Origin of the sequence: Alkalilimnicola ehrlichii (genome assembly GCF_003399765.1) — a bacterium.
Classification (GTDB): domain Bacteria; phylum Pseudomonadota; class Gammaproteobacteria; order Nitrococcales; family AK92; genus AK92.
Genome location: NZ_NFZV01000005.1, coordinates 179,480 through 198,815 on the forward strand (window position 1 = coordinate 179,480; position 19,336 = coordinate 198,815).

General features: G+C 58.4%; 18 protein-coding genes, 1 tRNA gene and 1 pseudogene. 10 read left to right on the forward strand and 10 right to left on the reverse strand.

Annotated elements, in window-relative coordinates:
- Positions 1 to 51: 51 nt before the first annotated feature.
- Together CAI21_RS25845 and CAI21_RS25505 are read left to right on the forward strand one after the other, a co-directional pair.
- Positions 52 to 908, forward strand: a pseudogene (locus CAI21_RS25845) (PhoX family protein); the annotation flags it as partial.
- Positions 909 to 914: 6 nt separating this feature from the next.
- Positions 915 to 1,103 carry a hypothetical protein gene (locus CAI21_RS25505; protein ID WP_309544667.1) on the forward strand — a complete coding sequence of 63 codons (189 nt, stop codon included), beginning with the start codon at positions 915 to 917 and terminating at the stop codon, positions 1,101 to 1,103.
- A 423-nt stretch (positions 1,104 to 1,526) separates the two neighbouring features.
- Here the strand turns inward: CAI21_RS25505 and modC are convergent, their stop codons facing one another.
- The 6 genes from modC to thiO all read right to left on the reverse strand — a co-directional run bounded on the left by modC (position 1,527) and on the right by thiO (position 6,197).
- Positions 1,527 to 2,591 (reverse strand): molybdenum ABC transporter ATP-binding protein, encoded by a 1,065-nt coding sequence (gene modC / locus CAI21_RS07025; RefSeq protein ID WP_116301628.1) that lies wholly within the window; start codon positions 2,589 to 2,591, stop codon positions 1,527 to 1,529.
- Entirely contained in the window at positions 2,588 to 3,271 is a 684-nt protein-coding gene (modB, locus tag CAI21_RS07030; protein WP_116301629.1) for a molybdate ABC transporter permease subunit, read from the reverse strand. The genes modC and modB overlap by 4 nt, the downstream gene beginning before the upstream one ends.
- 24 nt (positions 3,272 to 3,295) lie before the next feature.
- On the reverse strand, positions 3,296 to 4,084 hold the full coding sequence (gene modA, locus CAI21_RS07035) for a molybdate ABC transporter substrate-binding protein (protein WP_258868031.1): 789 nt from the start codon (positions 4,082 to 4,084) through the stop codon (positions 3,296 to 3,298).
- A 230-nt stretch (positions 4,085 to 4,314) separates the two neighbouring features.
- A complete protein-coding gene (locus CAI21_RS07040; protein WP_116301630.1) occupies positions 4,315 to 4,683 on the reverse strand; it encodes a winged helix-turn-helix domain-containing protein in 369 nt (122 codons plus the stop codon).
- A gap of 299 nt (positions 4,684 to 4,982) precedes the next feature.
- Positions 4,983 to 5,058 (reverse strand) — tRNA-Thr (locus CAI21_RS07045).
- A 41-nt stretch (positions 5,059 to 5,099) separates the two neighbouring features.
- Entirely contained in the window at positions 5,100 to 6,197 is a 1,098-nt protein-coding gene (gene thiO / locus CAI21_RS07050) for a glycine oxidase ThiO (RefSeq protein ID WP_116301631.1), read from the reverse strand.
- A gap of 261 nt (positions 6,198 to 6,458) precedes the next feature.
- Here thiO and CAI21_RS07055 point away from each other — a divergent pair, with 261 nt between their 5' ends.
- The 8 genes from CAI21_RS07055 to CAI21_RS07090 all read left to right on the forward strand — a co-directional run bounded on the left by CAI21_RS07055 (position 6,459) and on the right by CAI21_RS07090 (position 13,859).
- The gene (locus CAI21_RS07055) at positions 6,459 to 6,914 is read left to right on the forward strand and encodes a GspH/FimT family pseudopilin (RefSeq protein WP_181919299.1); all 456 of its coding nucleotides are present in this window, start codon (positions 6,459 to 6,461) and stop codon (positions 6,912 to 6,914) included.
- Positions 6,911 to 7,366: a type IV pilus modification protein PilV gene (pilV, locus tag CAI21_RS07060; protein WP_116301633.1), complete on the forward strand. Its 456-nt coding sequence runs from the start codon at positions 6,911 to 6,913 to the stop codon at positions 7,364 to 7,366. The genes CAI21_RS07055 and pilV overlap by 4 nt, the downstream gene beginning before the upstream one ends.
- A 53-nt stretch (positions 7,367 to 7,419) precedes the next feature.
- On the forward strand, positions 7,420 to 8,514 hold the full coding sequence (locus CAI21_RS07065) for a PilW family protein (RefSeq protein ID WP_116301679.1): 1,095 nt from the start codon (positions 7,420 to 7,422) through the stop codon (positions 8,512 to 8,514).
- A 5-nt stretch (positions 8,515 to 8,519) separates the two neighbouring features.
- Positions 8,520 to 9,023 (forward strand): pilus assembly PilX family protein, encoded by a 504-nt coding sequence (locus tag CAI21_RS07070; RefSeq protein ID WP_116301634.1) that lies wholly within the window; start codon positions 8,520 to 8,522, stop codon positions 9,021 to 9,023.
- A 76-nt stretch (positions 9,024 to 9,099) separates the two neighbouring features.
- The gene (locus CAI21_RS07075) at positions 9,100 to 10,014 is read left to right on the forward strand and encodes a hypothetical protein (protein ID WP_116301635.1); all 915 of its coding nucleotides are present in this window, start codon (positions 9,100 to 9,102) and stop codon (positions 10,012 to 10,014) included.
- Positions 9,990 to 12,875, forward strand: coding sequence for a pilus assembly protein (locus tag CAI21_RS07080; RefSeq protein ID WP_116301636.1), 2,886 nt, complete (start codon positions 9,990 to 9,992; stop codon positions 12,873 to 12,875). The genes CAI21_RS07075 and CAI21_RS07080 overlap by 25 nt, the downstream gene beginning before the upstream one ends.
- Positions 12,876 to 12,889: 14 nt before the next feature.
- Entirely contained in the window at positions 12,890 to 13,312 is a 423-nt protein-coding gene (locus tag CAI21_RS07085) for a type IV pilin protein (RefSeq protein WP_116301680.1), read from the forward strand.
- 43 nt (positions 13,313 to 13,355) lie between these two features.
- Positions 13,356 to 13,859, forward strand: coding sequence for a GspH/FimT family pseudopilin (locus CAI21_RS07090; RefSeq protein ID WP_116301681.1), 504 nt, complete (start codon positions 13,356 to 13,358; stop codon positions 13,857 to 13,859).
- An 81-nt stretch (positions 13,860 to 13,940) separates the two neighbouring features.
- Here CAI21_RS07090 and ispH read toward each other — a convergent pair whose 3' ends face one another.
- From ispH to CAI21_RS07110, 4 genes are all read right to left on the reverse strand, one after another.
- Positions 13,941 to 14,921 carry a 4-hydroxy-3-methylbut-2-enyl diphosphate reductase gene (gene ispH, locus CAI21_RS07095; RefSeq protein WP_116301637.1) on the reverse strand — a complete coding sequence of 327 codons (981 nt, stop codon included), beginning with the start codon at positions 14,919 to 14,921 and terminating at the stop codon, positions 13,941 to 13,943.
- 39 nt (positions 14,922 to 14,960) lie between these two features.
- A complete protein-coding gene (lspA, locus tag CAI21_RS07100; RefSeq protein WP_181919303.1) occupies positions 14,961 to 15,461 on the reverse strand; it encodes a signal peptidase II in 501 nt (166 codons plus the stop codon).
- A complete protein-coding gene (gene ileS / locus CAI21_RS07105; protein ID WP_116301638.1) occupies positions 15,454 to 18,276 on the reverse strand; it encodes an isoleucine--tRNA ligase in 2,823 nt (940 codons plus the stop codon). Before ileS ends, lspA begins: the two co-directional genes overlap by 8 nt.
- Positions 18,277 to 18,337: 61 nt before the next feature.
- Positions 18,338 to 19,288 (reverse strand): bifunctional riboflavin kinase/FAD synthetase, encoded by a 951-nt coding sequence (locus CAI21_RS07110; protein WP_116301639.1) that lies wholly within the window; start codon positions 19,286 to 19,288, stop codon positions 18,338 to 18,340.
- Between the last annotated feature and the right edge of the window lie 48 nt (positions 19,289 to 19,336).

The following is a 19,336-nucleotide window of genomic DNA, read 5'->3' on the forward strand; positions in this document are numbered from 1 at the left end:
CGGCGCGACGAGACGGAAGACTATCGGAACGAGCCGAACTGTTTCGGCTGGATGGTCGAGTTCGACCCGTTCAATCCGGACAGCGTGCCGAAGAAGCGTACCGCGCTCGGTCGCTTCGCGCACGAAGGCGTTGTTTTTCACGAAGGTCGAGAAGGCGAGCCGGTCGTTTGTTACTCCGGCGACGATGCTCAGTTCGAATACATCTACAAGTTCGTAAGTAAGCAAAAGTACTACAAAGCGACCGCGGGCGGGCACCTGCTGGACGAAGGCACGCTTTATGTTGCCAAATTCAAAGAAGACGGCACGGGCGAGTGGTTGTCGCTTAAATTTGGCGAGAACGGTTTGACGCCGGAAAACGGCTTTGCCAACCAAGCGGATATCTTGGTCAATACCCGCCTTGCGGCCGATTTGGTTGGCGCAACCAAGATGGACCGCCCAGAATGGGGCGCCATCGATCCGGCAACGCGAGAGGTGTACTTCACCTTAACCAATAATAGCAACCGGGGCGGCGAAGGCGATCGCGGCACCGATGCGGCGAATCCGCGTGGTCCCAACCCGCACGGGCATATTATCCGCTGGGCGGAAGACGGCAACGAGCCGACGGCATTGAGTTTCCAGTGGAACATCTTTGCATTTGCGGGCGATACCAGCGGCCAGGATGACCCTGATAGCGTGGCTGCCGGCTTTGACAATAACGGTAACCCGCTGACGGAAGATAACATCTTCAGCTCGCCGGACGGCCTCTGGATCGACAAAGATAGCCGTGTCTGGATTCAGATGGACATGAGCGAGAGCGTGATGAACACCCATCCCGTTTACGAGATGATGGGAAATAACGGCATGTTGGCCGCGAATCCGAGGACCGGCGAAATTCGTCGCTTCCTGACCGGGCCGAGGGGCAGGAGATTACCGGTGTGATCACCACGCCGGATCAAAGGACCATGTTCATCAATGTTCAGCACCCTGGTGCTACCACCACCGCCGAGGAATGGGAGCAGGGCGAACTGAACGGAACCTGGCCGGATCACGATCCTCTTAACTTGCCGCCGCGTTCGGCGACGGTGGTTATCTGGAAAGAGGACGGCGGCGTAATCGGAAGCTAGCACGCGCCGGGCAGGCGCGGGATAGTACCCTTGCGTCTTGTTCGCCAAACAGCCAATCTCTCCGGGAGGTTGGCTGTTTGTTTTTGGTGTCATCGGTTTGCCCGCAGGCTGTCACGCTATTGTCATAGGGCGGGCGTAGGGTGGCGGGCAGTGTAACGAGGACTAGGGGCCATACTATGAATCTCGGGATTATTCTGATTGCTCTCGCGATGGGCGTAGGCGGTGTCGTTTTCTCGCGCTATTACAGGCTAAGGCCGGAGCAAAAACTTTTGCGGCGCTCTCTACGGGAGGTTGCCTCCTGTGCAAGACTTTTTCGATGACGACAGTTGGTTAGGCGCGGATGCGCTGCCTTCCGTAAATCTTCGGACAACGCGCGACTCCGGTTGTCGCAGCTAGCGTGGGCATGGGTTGTTCGATCGCCCGTTAATTCAGAGTGATCCCTTTGATCAGGGCATAGGCCTTCATGTCCGGCGCCAATGCCAGCCGTTCCCGCGAGCGGCGGGTGATGCGTGAGAGTAAGGCTTGCCCGTCCAGGTCAAGGCGTAGCAGTACATGGCCTGGATGAGGATCGTCGCTGATCTCCAAAATGCGTACCGGCAGGCAGTTGGATACGCTGGATGCCGTTGGCGGTTCCAAGGCGACTGCTACATCCCGCGCGAGGATGCGCGCCCGCACCTCTTGCCCAGGTACTACATTCTCGCGCGAGATCAGTAAACGATGCCCGCCGCCGCAAACCAGCTCGCTCATGTGATCGTCGGTATTGTTGAGTACCTTGGCCTCCAGCACTGCCGAAGCATTGTCGCTGTGGGCTAGGGGTAGGTCGGTGCGAGTTAGCATCTGCAGCAATGGGCCCTCCGCGCGAAGACGGCCGCCATCCAGTAATAGCATATGATCGGCCAGACGGCTGACCTCTTCCAGGCTATGACTGACCAGCAGCACGGGAATGGCCAATTCCCCATGCAGGCGTTCCAGGTAGGGCATTATCTCGGCCTTGCTGATCGCATCCAGCGCGGCCAGCGGTTCGTCCATCAATAATACCTGCGGGCAGGTGAGTAAGGCGCGTCCGATTGCCACGCGTTGACGCTGGCCGCCGGATAGTTCGTTGGGAAGACGTTTGACCAGTTCGCGCAAGCCGAGTAGCTCGACCACCTCGGCAAACTCAATGCGGCGCTGGGAAGCTGGAATACGCCGTAGACCGTACTCCAGATTGCGTTGCACACTCAGGTGGGGAAACAGTCGACCTTCTTGAAAAACATAACCGATCGCGCGCTGTTCCGGCCTGAGAAAGCATTGTTGGTCCTGCCACACCTCGCCCTGCATATGGAGATGCCCACGCACCCGTCGCTCCAGTCCGGCGATACAGCGCAACAGGGTCGTCTTACCGCAGCCGGAGCGGCCGAATAGGGCTGTAATACCGTTTCCCGGAATGCGGCTGGCTAGTTGCAGGGTAAACGCCCCACGCTCAAGGTGGAAATCGAAATCGATCACGAGTTGGTCGCTCCTATTCTGTAGCGCCCGTTTATCATGTAAAGCAGCAACAGCATGACGAAGGAAAGGCCGAGTAACAGCGCGGACAGCATATGGGCCGAGCGATAGTCCACCGCTTCGACGTGATCGTAAATGGCGATGGAAACCACTTGGGTTTCACCGGGAATGTTGCCGCCGATCATCAGTACAACGCCAAACTCCCCCACTGTGTGGGCAAAGCCTAGTGTGGTGGCCGTAAGAAAACCGCGGAGTGACAGCGGCAGCACTACGCTGGCAAAGCGATCCCACGGCCCGGCGCGTAGTGCTGCCGCGGCCTCTAGGATTTCGTCTCCCACCGCGACAAACGCGTTTTGCAGCGGCTGCACCACGAAGGGTAGCGAATAGAGCACCGAACCGATCACGAGACCGGTGAAGGTGAAGGCAAAGGCCGGGCCGCCCAGGGCCTGAATCGGCCCCTGCGGACCCAGCATCAACAGGACATAAAACCCCAACACGGTCGGCGGCAGCACAAGCGGCAAGGCGACCAGCGACTCGATCACCAGCTTGCAGCGGGAGCGCGTGCGTGCCAACCACCAAGCTAACGGGGTGCCGAGGATTAGAAGCACGATAGTAGTAACCGCCGCCAAGCGGAGGGTGAGCCATAGCGCGGTGAGATCCTGGGGATGCAGCCAATCGCCCATGTTAAGCGGCTCCCGCTGGAACGATCATTGTTGGGGCAGACGGTAGCCGTCTTCCGTGATGATGGCCTGCGCAACGGGGTCGTCGCGCATCCAGGCCAATAGCTTCTGGGCGGCATCCTGCTGCCTCGATGTCCTAGGCACGACCGCTTCCTGAATGATCGGCGGATAAAGCTCCTCGGCCGGAAGCCAGCTGGAGCCTTTTCCGTGCTCGCGCTCGTAGATGCGTGCCTGAGAGAGGGCGATGAAGCCAATTTCCGCATTGCCGGAGACAAGAAAGTTCATCGTTTGGCCGAGGCTTTGGCCGACCACCACCCGGCCGCGCGGCAGATCCAAGTTCAGAGCGTTCATCAGCGCCTCGGCGGAGGCGCCGTAGGGCGCTACCCGCGGGTTGGCCATTGCCAAGCGCCGGTAGTCCTGGGCCGCGAGCAGTGCCGCTCCGTCTGCCGGAATCTTTGCCGGGTCCGGGCTCCACAGGACCAGGCGACCCAGGGCATAGATCTGGCGACTGCCCGCAACCGTATGCCCTTCTCTTTCCAGATCGGCTGTGCGGCGGTTATCGGCCGAGAAGAAGAGATCGAAGGGAGCGCCCTGGCGGATCTGCGCGTAATGCTTTCCGGAAGAGCCGCTGCTGATCTGGCTGGAGACGCCGTGTTGCTGCGCATAGGCTTGAGCGAGGCTCTCCATAGTAGTGGCGAAATTGGCTGCCACAGCGATGCGTAGCGGTTCGTTGGCCTGGGCCGAACCGGCTATCAGCAGACCGCCAAGACAGAGGGCGACAAGCCCGCGCAGGAGGGTTTGGTAGCCTGAGTGCATGGTGCTTCTCCTGTGTCGCGAGCTATATCAACTGTTATGTTCGGCTGGATATAGCGTAGGCCAGCGCGGCGGGTTATCTGCGGCCCAAGGCTCATGCCGCTGGACGCATGACGCTTGTTGCAGAGGGGGCTTTTGTTGCGAATCCGCTAGGCGCCGTATCTGTTGGTATATAGCGAAAGGATACGGATAGCCCTGACAGGTTGTCAATCGAGCATCGCCCATAAGTTCTGCTAGTGAGGGTTCTCGGGCGGGTTGGGTGCGAGCATACTCTCCAGTTCGGCCAGCTCTGGGGCTACCGCGGTAGCGGTTTTGGCCTCGATACACCGGTAGATGGCCAGTACCCGCTGGCCCAATTCGGTGATGCGCGCTCCGCCGCCGCCCTTGCCGCCAGCCGCCGTCTCGATCAGCGGAGAGCGGAAGCACTGGTTCATCGTGTCTACCAGCAGCCAGGCGCGGCGGTAGCTCATACCCATTTGCCGGGCAGCGGCCGAGATCGAGCCGCTGTCGGCGATGTGCTGCAACAGCTCCGCTTTGCCCGGACCGATAGCGATGGCCTTGCCGAACAGCAGGCGCTGGCGTAGACGAAGTGGTGTGCTCATGGTTATCACAGGAAGAGATTCTTTGCCGAGTATACTGCGGAACCCAAGCGCATTCGAGCGCCTGCGGCTTGTCGAAGAGCTGTGGAGCAGCATTGCGGCCGATTAGCAGGTCTTGCCGCTGACCCAAGAGCAGCGCGAGGAATCGGACCGGCGCCTGGACGCCTAAGAGGCTGATGGTGACCCGGCCGCCCGGCTTGGGGCAGCAGTTCCTCGACGAGCCGCTACGACGAAATACCGATAATGGTGTCGACACAAACAAAACGGCTCGCGTCCCGTGGGGGCCGCAAGCCGTTAATATATGGTGCCGGTGGACGGAGTCGAACCGCCGACCTACTGATTACGAATCAGTTGCTCTACCGACTGAGCTACACCGGCAAGATCAACGCTGAGCGCGCAGTATATTAAAAGAATCGCGTTCAAACAACGCGATTTTGCCTTTTTGCACTAAATGGCGTTGGATCCAGGATCGGCGGCCGCCCAAGTATCACGTCGGCGAGCAGGCGAGCCGATGCCGGAGCGGTGCATAGGCCGTTACGGTAGTGGCCGGTATGGATGAATAAGCCGGCTAGCATCGGGTGGGGGCCGATGGTCGGCAGGCCGTCGGGGCTTCCCGGTCGCAGCCCTGCCCAATGCTTAATCGGCTTCAGCCTCTTGAGGTCGGGCACCACGCGATACGCCCAATCGCGTAACGTCTCTGCCGCTTCCTGGCTAGGCTGTTTGTCAAATCCCACCTGTTCGGTGGTGCTGCCTACCAGTAGATGGCCATCGCGGCGGGGGATCAGATAGCGACGGTCGTGGAGCAGGATATGCTGGAGACGCCCCGGTTCTCCCTTGAATAGTAGGATCTGACCTTTTACGGGATCGGTCGCTAGCGCGAGGCCGGTGGCGCTTAACAGTGCGCCGGACCAGCTGCCGGCAGCGATGACGACGCGGTCCGCGGGCCAGTGCTTGCCTTTTGCGGTCACGCCGGTAATACGGTCGTCTGAGACCGTCAACCGCTCGACCGGGGTATGCGGGTGTATCTCCACGCCGAGATCAATTAGCTCACGGTATAACGCCTTTAACAGTCGCGGGTTGCGGATATGGCCAACCCCCGGCAGGGCGAAGGCGGTCGAAAATTGCTCGGCCAGATAAGGTTCGTCATGGCGTAGTTGCTGGGCGTCCATCACGTGATGGCGTACGTTGTGAGCCGTTGCCCATTGCGAGCCGGGCGCGATTTGGTCTGCATCCAGCAGCAACAACCCGCCAATACTCAATTCCGGGTCGCCATAACCGCTGTCGCGCAAGTGAGCGTCTAGAGCGTGGTAAGCCGGCAGGCTTAGCAACGCAAGTTGCGTAACGGGCTCCGGATATCGCCAAGGAGGTAGCGGGCTTAGAATTCCGCCGCCGGCCCAGGAGGATTCGCAGCCTATCTCCGAGCGGTCGAGAACGGTGACTCGATCGCCGGCGATCCTCAGCTCCCTAGCCGTCAGCAGGCCTATAATGCCGCCTCCCACAATGATCGTATCGGCCATTCTTTGATACCTAAGTCGAGTAACGTCGTAGCGCACAGTTTATCTCAGCGAGCGCGGCGGGTGGCCGGATCGGAATGCCCGTTTTTAGTTGGCTTCTGCTAAACGGTAAGTTTTGGCCGATAGGAGGCCCTGTGAAACTTTGATTTAGAAAGTCGTATAACTAATACTTTTTAGTGGTCGAAAAATCAAAATAAACGGCGGTATGCCGTGGCCCAAACGGATTGGGGGCGTATCGGCCTCTTTATGAAGCAGTTCGCGCTTATGAAAAAGAATCGTGGTTTTACGCTTATCGAGCTGATCGTCGTTATGGTGGTTGTGGTGATCTTGGCAACAGTGGCCGTGCCCAATTTCACTCGAATTATCCAAGAGAACCGTATGACAGCAGATGCCAATGAGCTGATAACGCTGCTTAATGCGGCGCGTAGCGAGGCGGTTAGGCTGGGAGGGCAGGTTACGGCAAACCTGACTTCGGAGGAGGAGGGTTGGAGCGGTCAAATTCTGGTTCAAGACGAAGTTTATCGGCAACTTGTGCGCAATACGGCGGCGGTCGATTTGGACGGCGATCACTCTATTGCGTTCTTCGCCGACGGCTCCGTCCCGCAGGACTTCAGCATCGTTCTGTCCCCGAGTTTATGCAATGGTTCCATTCGGTCGCGAGTGGTGTCGGTTGCGCCTACAGGGCGCGTAAGTGTAACAGCGCAAGATTGCGAACAATGAAGAATAAAATCTTTCGACAGCGGCAGCGCGGTTTCTCTTTACTGGAAGTGCTGGTGGCGGTTTTGGTCCTGGCTATCGGCCTGTTGGGCGTGGCCGGGCTACAGGCTGTGTCTATGAGAGTTAATTTCAACTCGGAGATGCGCACCCAAGCGACTTTTCTGGCTTACGATGTTTTGGATCGTATGCGGGCGAATAGGGCCGCTGCGCTCGCCGGAGACTACAGCTTGGTGTTACAGGACCAGCCTTTATCCTGTGACCGGGAGTTCGTTCCCGACGAAAGCGCCTCTTTAAGCGACCGCGATTTGGCGGAATGGGCGAATCAAGTGGGGTGTTTCCTCTCGTCGGGTAAAGCGGCGGTAGGGGTGACCGATGGCGTCGCCACCATACAAGTGGAGTGGTTCGATACCGAGGCAGATGCGCAGGCCAGCATTACGGTGGGGGCGGAGCTTTGAATAACGGTTACGGTTGCTCGCGTCGGGCTTTATGCCTGGGTTCCAGAGCTGCGATGCCGCTGGAATCTTCAAAAGGCGCTTCGAAAGGATTCTCGCTGGTTGAGTTGATGGTGGCCTTGGTTATTGGCCTGATTCTAACTGCCGGCATTATCAATTTGTTCCTAGGTAGCCACCGCAGTTACCAAATGAACGAGGATATGTCGCGTGTTCAGGAGAACATGCGTTTTGCCCTCGGGCGGTTGCAGGCCGATTTACGCATGACAGCGTTCTCGGGCGGCATCCCGTTTAGCGTCATTAGTCACCTTAACCCTGCCGGTAGCGAGGGAATCTCGCCCCATGCTGCGGGCGGTCCAGCCATTCTCGGTTGGGAGGCAAGAGGAACCGGCGTTGGCGATGAATACGCGTTGAGAGCGTCAGCAATAGGCAATGCAGGCGACTGGAACAATGGTACCGGGGAGGGCTTTCCTACGGCTCTCGTCGGCGCAGCAGTCAGGGGCAGCGACGTCTTATTAAGCAGCGGACTCCGACGCCTGCCCGTTACCTTGCCGAATAACGCTACCAATGGAGAGAGCATCCGAACTGTCGGCAGCAGCGGGATTGAGCAAGGCCGTATCGTATTAATCATGCGGGACGACCTGACCGGAGGCGATTTGTTCCAGAAGACGAATTCGGCCGACGAAACAGACATTACCCGAGGCGAAGGCGGCACCCCCGGGAATGCGACAACAACGGCCCTGCTAAATCACGACGCCAGCTCAGTCGTTTACGAAGCAGGTACGTTTGCTTACTACATAGGGATTGGCGCGGGTGGGGAGCCGGGCCTGTTTCGGCGGGATTTGGCCGCGCTGACGCCAGCGCAAGAACTGATTAGCGGCGTACAGAGCATGCAGGTCCTGTATGGCATTAATGCCGACGGAAACGTGGGGGCTAGCACCTACGTGACGGCGGAAGACGTGACTAACTGGGAGAACGTATACAGTGTTCGCGTTTCGCTACTCCTAACGTCTGATCGGCAAGTGCAAGATATTCCCAGCACCGGGATCTACAACCTGCTAGGAACGCGCTTGCAAGTCCCGGCCGGCGAGGAAGATGCCCGGCTGCGGAAAGTAGCGACCACGACCGTGGCCATTCGAAACCGTTTGGATTAACCGCTATGAACGCTACGAAAGCAAACCAAAAAGGAACCGTCTTACTCGTTAGCCTTTTAATCCTGCTCGTCTTGACGCTTATCGGCGTTACGGGAGCCAGAGTCTCGATTTTGCAGGAGCGTATGACGGGCAATGTTGCCGACCGGCATTTGGCATTCCAGGCTGCCGAGTCAGCCTTGCGACAGGCGGAAGCCGTCTTGAGCGATGCCGCCGTTCCCGCTTTCGATGGAACCGGCGGGTTTTATCCTGCCGGCGATGCGAACCGACCGAGCTGGGCGGGGCAGCAGATTGAAGAAGGTGGTGGCGCCGCGAGCTATAACGGCGAGTTCGAAGGGGTTTCGCGGCTCCCAGAATATTACGTGGAGCAATTGCCGCAAATTTCGGTGCCGGGCGTCGAAACGGAAGTAGGGACGCCTACCACGGAGATTCAGTTCTACCGCATTACCGCCCGTGGCTTCGGGGCGCGGCCGGATACCGTTGTCGTCGTGCGCTCGGTATACCGCCCGTAGCGTAAAGGCTAGGGACATCGTCGCAATATTACTGATCGCAGTTTTGCTGCGATGACAGGTTATAAGGGATAAGAACATGCAAAAGACCTTGCGGAACCGGTTTCGCCCGCTGTTCAAGGGTTTTTGGGGTACGGCTGCTTTTTTGTTGACTATAAACCCCGCCCTTGCCGAGTTATCCAGGATGCCGCTGCATATTGGCGGGGGCAATGTGCCAGGCAATATGTTTTTGGTGCCTTCGGTGGAATGGCCGACCATTAATAGCCTTGCCAACCTCGGCCCATACACGCCTGCGCGGGAATTCGTCGGGTATTTTAATTCTCGCGTGTGTTACGAATACGTCTACGACGAGCAAGAAAGCGAGCGGCATTTTAAGCCGGTGAGTTATGCCTCGGGCCGACATCAACGCGAATGCTCCGGATACTGGAGCGGTAACTTTCTGAACTGGGCGGCGACGCAAACCGTTGACCCGTTCAGAAAAGTTCTAACAGGCGGCTATCGCGTTCGCGATACGGCGACAGAAACCTGGTTGGAAAAAGCACGTCACGATAATCAAGGCGGCGCTAGTATCTATCCCAATCGGCGCATTCCCGAGCATGGCAGCGACGCTAGCTTAGTAAGTGGGGCGACCCCGTTTAATGCGTCCTCGATGCGTATGCGGATCCACGGTCTGGGCAATGAAATGCGCTTCCGCTTAGAAGGTGAGGATGTAAGTAGCGGCTCTACCTACACGGGAGGGACTGTCGGGCCGGGCCAAGCGTACGACCTTAGCGTTCGAGTCAGCGTTTGTGTCAGTGAGTTTATGGAAGGAGAGGATAACTGCGTTCGTTATGCGAACGGTTACAAGCCCGAGGGTTTGATTCAGCAGCATGCCGAAGCCATTCGCTTTAGCGTATTCGGCTACCTCAACGATTCGTCGGCCAACCGTGACGGCGGCGTGCGGGCTCGCAAAAATGGGTCGGTCCGGAAATGCCGGACGAGGACGGCGTGCTGATCGAGAATCCTAATGCAGAATGGGATGCCAGAACCGGGATCCTCATCCAAAACCCGGATCCTGACGATGCGGCGGCTGCGTCCCGACGCTACGGCGTCACCATTTCGCACAGTGGTGTCATCAACTACATCAATATGTTCGGCCAGCTGACGGACAACTCTCATAAGAGTCATGACCCGGTGAGCGAACTCTATTACGCGGCGCTTCGTTACGCGAGAGGGGTGGGCAATGTTGCCGCGTATAGCAATATCGCTAGCTATCAACCGGCGGAGCAGTTTTTAGATGGTTTCCCGGCCATTACCGACTGGGACGACCCCATTGCCTACGAATGCCAAAGTAACGCGATTTTAGGCATTGGCGATGTGTATACGCACGTCGATAAGAATCTTCCCGGCAATACGCGGTATCGACACCGAGAGCCGAGTATGCCGCCGGAGGTGGCGGCCGACGATTGGATTGACGTAATCCGTGCGACCAACAAGGTTGGTCAATTGGAGAGGCTTGGCAATCTTGGCGAGAGTAATAGTTGGTCTGGTCGCGAAAACTCCGCGTATATGGCCGGCCTCGCTTATATCGCCAATGCTGGGGACTTGCGCCCGGATATGCCGGGGCGGCAATCGTTGTCAACTATCTGGATCGACGTGTTGGAGAATCAGACGTTAGAAGATCGCCGTCGAAACCAATATTACTTAGCAACGAAATACGGCGGTTTCCGCGTACCGGCGGACTTCGATCCTTATGGCGTTTCTGAGCCTTTGCCGTTGGAGCTATGGCACACGAATGGGGAAACGCTTTATCCGGGGCCGAACCAGCCCTTGTCGAGCGGCGATGTTAGCTTCCAGCGACCGGATAACTATTTCCTCGCCGGCAACGCGGCGGCTATGGTCGAGAGCTTTAATGCAGCGTTCGCTAGGTTCCTCGAGGTGGCGCGAGGGTCGACAGCGGCGGTTGCCATTAACTCGCAGCGTTTAGAGAGCGATTCGGCGGCGTTTCAGGCGAGTTTCGACACGCGGGACTGGAGCGGTAGCTTAGCGGCTTATCGGTTCACGGATGAGGGGGAGTTGGAAGACAGCCCGGCCTGGGATGCGGCTCGGTGGTTGGACGAGCTGAATGAAACCGGTGTCAATAGCCGGAATATTCTGACGATCGGTCAATTTAACCACAGCGGCCTGGCCACGGCCGGAACGCAGTTCCGGGGCAACTTGACGGGAGCGCCCGACGAGTTGACGACAGACGTTGTGGCTTATTTGCGCGGCTCGCGGGCCAACGAGATTTCCCCCTCTAACCCTGGGGGGCGTTTCCGAGCCCGTGGCAGCCGGCTCGGCGGTATTATTAACTCGGACCCTCAATTCGCTCATCGGGCGGATTTTGGCTACGGCCAGTTGCGTCATGCACCGGAGTTTGCCGGCACGGACGCGGGGAATGCATACCTCGCTTTTCGGCAATCCGATGCGTATCGCGAACGGCCGCCGGTCGTTGTCGTTGGTGCCAATGACGGCATGCTGCATGGTTTCGATGCCACCATCGAGGGGCCGGGCGGAGGCCGCGAGCTATTTGCTTACGTGCCCCGCGGTGTTTATGAGCATCTGCACGAGTTAGCCGATCCCGATTACGAGCATCGCTATTATGTCGATGCAACACCGCGAATCGCGGATGCTTGGTTTAGCGACAGAGGCGAATGGCGAACGATCGTCGTCGGAGCGACCGGTGCCGGCGGCAATAGCGTATTCGCGCTAGATATTACTCACCCCGAAGAAGTGGGCGAGCAGCAGGTTTTATGGGAGTTCAGTCCCGACGATATGGGGTACACCTTATTCCAGCCCAGCGTCGTTGCCCTGCCCACCGGGCGATTCGGTGTGGTCGTGACCAGCGGTTACACAGGTAGCGATCAACGAGACGGTAGAATTTGGGTGCTGGACCCGGAGACAGGGCAAGAGCTCGTCTCGATCGTCGTTCCCAATAGTGGCCGCCTCGGCTCTCCGCTCTTGGTGGATCTAACCGGCGACCGGGTAGCGAACCGCCTTTATGTGGGCGATACCGAAGGCAACCTTTGGCGATTCGACCTCACCGCTAACGGCAATAGCCTGAGCATGGCGCCTCCCGACACCCTTGGCTCGCCTGGGAACCCCCGGCCTTTGTTCATCGCCCGTGACGAGTCCGGACAACGGCAGCCGATCACGGCGCCGTTAACCTCGGCGTTTAACATGAACCGCCAGCATATGGTGTTCTTCGGCACGGGTAGTTTCCGAGAGCTGCAAGATCTATCGGACGGCGAGTTGCAGACGTTATACGGGATCATCGATACCGGCGAAGAAATTGGGGGCAGGGGTGCTTTGCGCCAGCAAAGTATTATCTATCAAAACAGCCTTTACGATTTCGATGTCAGGGCAGTCAGCGATCATGCTCTGGGGTCTAATGACCAAGGCTGGTACTTAGATCTCGCTTACGACGGAGTGCTAAACGGCGAGCGTGTTGTCGAGCGGGCTATCGTTCGAGAAGACAGAGTCATCTTTACCACGTTGATTCCTGAAATGGACGATCCTTGTGCTGGGGGCGGGCAGAGTTTCATCATGGAGCTGAACGCCTTTACCGGCGGCCGCCTGGATTACACGGTATTCGATCTGAATGACGATGGCGATTTCGATCAGCGCGATATGGTCCAAATCGACGGCGAATGGGTTGTCGTGAGCGGGGTATCGTTTCAGGGCTTCGGCATTATCAGTCGCCCCGGGATTATTTCCGACGTCGGCGCCGGTAGGAACGAGCGTAAGGTGGTAGCGGATACCTCAGGGCAGCGCGCGACGATTGGCGAGCGGGGGAGCATGATGCGAGGGCGCCAGTCGTGGGAGCAATTACGATAATGTTAGAGGGCACCATGGAAAAAAGCAGAAGGCCTCAGCGGCTGGGGGCGGCAGGTTTTACTTTGATCGAGTTGATGATCGTCGTCGCCATCATCGGCCTGTTGGCTGCGGTAGCCTTCCCTAGCTACCAGCGTCACGTCGAACAGACCCGACGTGCCGAGGCGCAAGCAGACTTGGTGCAGTTTGCGCAATTCATGGAACGGTATTTTACCGCCAACCATACCTATGTCGTTCCGGAAGACGATCTGCCGTTCACGGCTTCGCCGAGGGATGGCACCCCGGTTTATACTATTGCGCTAACGGCTTCGACCGATCCGGTGCAGTACACGCTAACGGCGACGCCGTTGCCTGATGGGCCGCAAAGAGATGATCGTTGCGGAGTGTTAACGTTAAGTCACACGGGTGCGACGGGGGCTGAAGAAGAAGACTGCTGGTAAGCCGCGTTGCTCTAACCCGTGATCTCAGTACAAGGACGAACTGATGACACGGATAAGCGATCAGCAAGGGGTAACCCTGATTGAGGTGATGACGGCACTCGTCGTGCTTGCCATCCTGTTGAGCACGGCGGTGCCCGCGCTGGGGCGATTGCGGGCCGATAACCAGCTGGTGGCGGTGTTGAATCTGTTTTCGGGCAGTATGCAGCTGGCGCGTAGTCAGGCAGTTACTCGTAGCGTGCGCACCGTCCTTTGCCCGAGCGACAACGGGTCTGCGTGCGCTGACGTGCCCTACTGGGAGTTGGGTTGGATTGGGTTTGAAGACCCTAGCGGCTCGGGCGATTGCGGAGCGCCGCTCGGGGCTGATCGCTGCGATGACGGTGGGCGTTTGTTTCTCGTGCAGTCGGCCCTCGACAATTCGGTTACCCTCCGCGCCAACAGCCATCTGAGAAAGGCGGTCGTTTTTGACCCGCAAGGGTTTGCGAGAGGAGCGGCGGCAACGTTCACGGTGTGCGACAACAGGGGCATCGATGCCGCCCGGGGGTGGTAATCTCTATGACAGGCCGCGTACGTCCGCACGGCGGCAAGAGCGATACGGCCGTGCTGCGTTGTCCGGATTAACTTTTCTCTTTTACGCCGTCCGCCCCACGTCCGCCTTAACCGCTGTGCGTTGTAGCGGCCTGGGCAAAGAGAAAGAGACTTTTTCCTCGCGCCCAATCTGCTCTTTCGGGGCTTGTGCGCCCCAGCTTTTTAGCTGTTCGATGACTTCTTGGACCAAAATGTCCGGCGCCGAAGCGCCTGCCGTGACACCGACAGCCCGCTTATCGGCAATCCACTCTGGCTTCAGTTGTTGCGCACCGTCAATGAGGTAGCTCTCCACGCCTTCCCGTTCCGCTAACTCACGCAAACGGTTTGAGTTGGAGCTATTCTGAGAGCCGACGACAAGTAGGAGATCCACTTGTTTTACCAGCTCTTTCACCGCATCCTGGCGGTTTTGCGTGGCGTAACAAATATCGTCCTTGCGCGGTCCTTGAATCTTTGGGAAACGGGCACGCAACGCGTCGATAATTTTGGCCGTGTCGTCCATCGACAGCGTCGTTTGGCTAACATGCGCTAATTCGTCGGCATTGCGAACGGTTAGTCGCTCGACATCTTCGACGGTTTCGACCAGATAAATGGCGCCGCGATCGGCGCCTTCGCCCACATATTGACCGATCGTACCTTCCACCTCCGGGTGGCCGGCATGGCCAATAAGCACCACTTCCCGCGCGTCGCGGGCGTGCTTGTTAACTTCCAAATGGACTTTGGTCACCAGTGGGCAGGTTGCGTCGAAGACCCGCAGATCGCGCTGCGCCGCTTCGTCGCGAACGGCTTGCGAGACGCCATGGGCGCTAAAGATCACCGTGTTGCCATCCGGAACTTCATGCAGCTCCTCGACGAAGATAGCGCCCTTATCGCGTAGCCCGTCAACGACATAACGGTTATGTACTACTTCATGGCGAACATAGATCGGTGCGCCAAAGAGCTCTAAAGCCCGCTCCACAATAGCGATAGCGCGATCGACACCGGCACAAAAGCCCCGTGGATTGGCGAGCACGATCTCAGTTTGCATGGTTACCTCGTCGTTGTTCAGGCGGTTTTGCGCAAAGGCTTACCGCTCCTGTTCCTGCGGACTTTGCTTGACCAGAAACATGTGGGCAATGAGTAGGCCGGCGCCTACCGTAATAGCGATATCGGCAACGTTAAAAATAGGCCAGCTCCAATCGCCGATATAGAAGTGGATAAAGTCCACCACATGCCCGTAGGCTACACGGTCGATCAGATTTCCTACCGCCCCGCCGAGTATGAGACTTAACGATGCGGAGAGCCAGCGGTCCTTTCCCTGCAACTGGCGAAGCCATTGGATCAGAAATACGCTAACGCCCGTGGCTAAGGCGATAAAGAACCAACGCTGCCACCCGGAAGCATCGCCCAGAAAGCTGAAAGCGGCGCCAGGATTGTAACTGAGGGTTAAGTTGAAAAAGGGAATGACAGGTACCGGCGAGTGGTAGCTTAGTACCGAATCAGCCACCAGTTTGGTGGCTTGATCCAGTACTGCAACCACAACCGCAATCAGTAGCCAAATGCCAATTCCGGTACGCGTATCAGGCATAGCGACGTTGTTCACCCGGCCCCTCGACATTGGTTGCGCAGCGTCCGCACAGCTCCGGGTGCGTAGCATGTTGGCCGACATCCTCTCGGCGGTGCCAGCAGCGTACGCACTTGGTGTGCTCCGAGCGTTTCGCTTGAATGTAAATAGTGGTGCCGTCGGTTAACTTTGCCTCGACGGCCTCTTCCGGCTTCGCCTGCTCGGGATGAATCCGGGCGTACGAGGTTATCAGGACAAAGCGTAACTCGTCCTCCAACTTGCCCAGCGTTTGCAGCAAAGGCTCGGGTAGAAAGAGGTCTACTTCGGCTTCTAGCGAGCCGCCGAGCTTGTCGGTTGCGCGCAGGTTCTCAAGCTCCTTTCCGACCGCTTCGCGGACCCTTATGATCTGCTCCCAGAATGCGCTGTCGAGCTCGGTATCGGCAAGGGGGGAGAGCTGATCGTACCAGGTCCCGAGGAATACCGATTCGTTGCGCTCGCCCGGAATGTTGCTGTAGATCTCTTCGGCGGTAAAGCTGAGGATCGGCGCCAGCCAACGTACCAGAGCGTGCACGATGTGGTAGAGCGCCGTTTGTGCCGAACGCCGGGCAAGGCTATCGGTTGGCGTGGTGTACTGGCGGTCCTTGATGATGTCGAGGTAAAAGCCGCCCATATCCACCACGCAGAAGTTGTGCACCTTCTGATAAATGTGGTGGAAGTCATACTGATCGTAAGCCTCGCGTACGCTCTCTTGAAGCAGGCGGGCACGGTCCACCGCCCAGCGATCCAGCGGCAGCATGTCGGCGTTGTTGACTAAATCCTTACTCGGATCGAATCCGGCTAAATTGGCCAGCAGAAAACGCGCCGTGTTACGCATCCGGCGATAGGAGTCGGCCGTTCGCTTGAGGATCTCGTCGGAGACGGCGATCTCGCCGCTGTAGTCGACCGAGGCGACCCAAAGCCGCAGGATGTCGGCACCTAAGTTGTTGACGACTTTCTGCGGCGCGACGACGTTGCCGAGCGATTTCGACATTTTGCGGCCCGAGGCGTCGACGGTGAAGCCATGCGTCAGCACCTCTTTATAAGGTGCCTCGCCGCGCATGGCCGTCGCCGTGAGGAGCGACGACTGAAACCAGCCGCGGTGTTGGTCCGAACCTTCCAAATACAGATTTGCCGGAACCTGTAGCGCTTCCCGGTCTTCCAGAACCGTTGCGTGGGTGACGCCGGAGTCGAACCAGACGTCGAGAATATCGGTTACCTTTTCGTACTGCTCGGCCTCGGCGCCTAACAGTTCGCTCGGTTCCAGCTCATCCCAGGCATCGACGCCCCCTTGTTCGACACGTTGCGCGACCTGCTCGATCAGCTCCGGTGTCCGCGGGTGCGGTTCTCCGCTGCGTTTGTCGACAAACAGCGCAATCGGTACCCCCCAATTACGCTGCCGGGAGATGCACCAATCCGGCCGGTTGCGCACCATGCCTTCAATGCGTGCTTCGCCCCAGGCGGGATGCCAACCTACCTGTTTAATGGCCGCTAACGCTTGTTCGCGCAGTCCCGCTTGCTCCAGATTGATAAACCATTGTGGTGTGGCCCGGAAGATAATGGGGGTCTTATGCCGCCAGCAATGAGGATAGCTATGCTCGTACTTCTCGTGGTGGAGCAGTGCGCCCCGCTCCTTGAGTACGCGCAATACTTCATCGTTGGCCTTAGCAATGGGAAGGCCTTCGAAAAGCTCGGTTCCGGGTAGGAAGCGCCCATCGCCGCCGACAGGGTTATCTACCTCAAGTCCGTACTCAAGGCCAACCAGGTAGTCGTCCAGGCCGTGGCCTGGGGCCGTGTGGACGGCACCGGTACCCGCCTCGGTCGTGACGTGTTCGCCCAGAATCACGGGAACCGTACGGCCGTAGAAGGGATGCTGTAGCGGTAGCTTAGCAAGCACTCGGCCCGGAAAACGGGCGACTTCCCGATAGCCTTCGAAGCCGTACCGGGCGCATGCCGTCTCAGCGAGCTCTGCCGCCAGCACGAGACCCTCGTCGGTGCCGGCGGGCTGAACGAGGACATAGTCGAGCTCAGGGTGTAGCGCGACAGCCTGATTCGCGGGCAGCGTCCAGGGCGTGGTAGTCCAGATCGGCACGCTGACCGACTTCAAACCGCTGCCGGCCGCCTCCATCCGCTGCAACGCCTCGTTGCTGTCCATCGCTTGGAAGCGGACGTCGATGGCGGGGGAGACTTTCTGTTCGTACTCGACTTCTGCTTCGGCCAGAGCCGAGCCGCAGTCGGCGCACCAGTGCACGGGCTTGAAGCCGCGAGCAATATGGCCGCGCTCGAAAATACGGCCGAGCGAACGCAGGATGTTCGCTTCGACTTTGTAGTCCATGGTCAGATACGGCTGTTCCCAGGCGCCAAAAATGCCGAGGCGCTTAAAGTCCGCCCGTTGCCCGTCGACCTGCTTGCTAGCGAAGGCGCGACACGCATCGCGGAACGCTTTGACCGACACCTTATGGCCGGCTTTGCCGATCTTTTGTTCCACCTTCAGTTCGATGGGCAAGCCATGGCAGTCCCAGCCAGGCACGTAAGGCGCATCGAAGCCTTCCATGCTGCGGGCCTTGATGATGATGTCTTTAAGGATCTTGTTGACTGCGTGACCGATATGAATGTCGCCGTTGGCGTAGGGCGGCCCGTCATGCAGAATGAACTTCGGCTGACCGGCACGCGCTTGACGCAATTTCCCGTAGAGGTCCATCGATTCCCAATGGGCGAGCCACTCAGGTTCTCGGTTGGACAGATTGCCCCGCATGGGGAAATCCGTTTTCGGCAGGTTCAGCGTGTCTTTGTAGTCAGTCACGTGGCAATCCCGTATCAGTATGTCGTCGCAGAGCAGAAGCCGTATGGCCACGCTTTGCGACTTAGCGTGGCGTCGTAAAGTGTTGCTGTTCGTTGGCGAAATAGCGGCGTACTTGTTCGGTATCCGCGGCAATCTGTTGCGTTAGCGCCTCTAGCGATTCGAAACGCTCCTCTTCGCGTAGGCGAGCGCAAAACTCCACTCGGAGATGGCGTCCGTACAAGTCGCCCTCAAAATCCAGCAGATAGACCTCCAGTAACGGTTGCTTGCCGTTAACCGTTGGGCGGTAACCGAGGCTGGCCGCACCGTTATAGACCTTATCAAGCCCATGTACGCGTACCGCGAAAATACCCGTCATCGGCGGATGGCGACCGCCGAACCCGATATTGGCGGTAGGGTAGCCGAGATTGCGGCCAAGTGCTTGGCCGCGGATGACGCGGCCGCTCATGCAATAGGGTCGACCCAATAAGTCGCCGGCAAGTTCCAACTCGCCGGCGGCTAAGGCCTCCCTCACCCGCGTGCTACTGATGCGTTGGCCGCTAGCAGCTACCGTACCCATCTGCTCCAGCTCGAAATCATGCTGTTTCGCCGCCTGCGCAAGCAACGAAAAATCGCCGCGCCGGCCCGCCCCAAAGCGGAAATCGTCGCCGACAAGAAGATAGCGAACGCCGAGCCCATCGATCAGAATGCGCTGGACAAACTGCTCGGCGGGTATACTCGCCAACGCGCCATCGAATCGCAGACATAGTACGCGTTCGACCCCGTGCTCTTGTAGTGCGTCGAGCTTATCTCGCAAACTCGTGAGCCGGCTCGGTGCGATATCCGGGCGAAAGAACTCCAGCGGATGCGGCTCGAAGGTAATGAGCGTGTTGACGCCGCCTAAACAGGCCGCCTGCGCTTGCAGTTGAGCCAGCATCGCCTGATGACCTCGGTGGACACCGTCGAAATTACCGATGGTAGCGACCGCGCCCCGATGTCGAGGGCGCAGATTGTGTAGACCGCGTATCAGCTCCATGCCCGGAAAAGCTCGCAAAACGATTGATTATAATGGTCTGACGCGCTT

Bases quoted from the DNA above. Each gene is read 5' to 3' on its own strand.
- modB (WP_116301629.1), bottom strand. From the start codon at position 3,271: ATGGGCGATTGGCTGCATCCCCAGGATCTCACCGCGCTATGGCTCACC.
- modA (WP_258868031.1), bottom strand. From the start codon at position 4,084: ATGCACTCAGGCTACCAAACCCTCCTGCGCGGGCTTGTCGCCCTCTGT.
- CAI21_RS07040 (WP_116301630.1), bottom strand. From the start codon at position 4,683: ATGAGCACACCACTTCGTCTACGCCAGCGCCTGCTGTTCGGCAAGGCC.
- thiO (WP_116301631.1), bottom strand. From the start codon at position 6,197: ATGGCCGATACGATCATTGTGGGAGGCGGCATTATAGGCCTGCTGACG.
- CAI21_RS07055 (WP_181919299.1), top strand. From the start codon at position 6,459: ATGAAAAAGAATCGTGGTTTTACGCTTATCGAGCTGATCGTCGTTATG.
- pilV (WP_116301633.1), top strand. From the start codon at position 6,911: ATGAAGAATAAAATCTTTCGACAGCGGCAGCGCGGTTTCTCTTTACTG.
- CAI21_RS07065 (WP_116301679.1), top strand. From the start codon at position 7,420: ATGCCGCTGGAATCTTCAAAAGGCGCTTCGAAAGGATTCTCGCTGGTT.
- CAI21_RS07070 (WP_116301634.1), top strand. From the start codon at position 8,520: ATGAACGCTACGAAAGCAAACCAAAAAGGAACCGTCTTACTCGTTAGC.
- CAI21_RS07075 (WP_116301635.1), top strand. From the start codon at position 9,100: ATGCAAAAGACCTTGCGGAACCGGTTTCGCCCGCTGTTCAAGGGTTTT.
- CAI21_RS07080 (WP_116301636.1), top strand. From the start codon at position 9,990: ATGCCGGACGAGGACGGCGTGCTGATCGAGAATCCTAATGCAGAATGG.
- CAI21_RS07085 (WP_116301680.1), top strand. From the start codon at position 12,890: ATGGAAAAAAGCAGAAGGCCTCAGCGGCTGGGGGCGGCAGGTTTTACT.
- CAI21_RS07090 (WP_116301681.1), top strand. From the start codon at position 13,356: ATGACACGGATAAGCGATCAGCAAGGGGTAACCCTGATTGAGGTGATG.
- ispH (WP_116301637.1), bottom strand. From the start codon at position 14,921: ATGCAAACTGAGATCGTGCTCGCCAATCCACGGGGCTTTTGTGCCGGT.
- lspA (WP_181919303.1), bottom strand. From the start codon at position 15,461: ATGCCTGATACGCGTACCGGAATTGGCATTTGGCTACTGATTGCGGTT.
- CAI21_RS07110 (WP_116301639.1), bottom strand. From the start codon at position 19,288: ATGGAGCTGATACGCGGTCTACACAATCTGCGCCCTCGACATCGGGGC.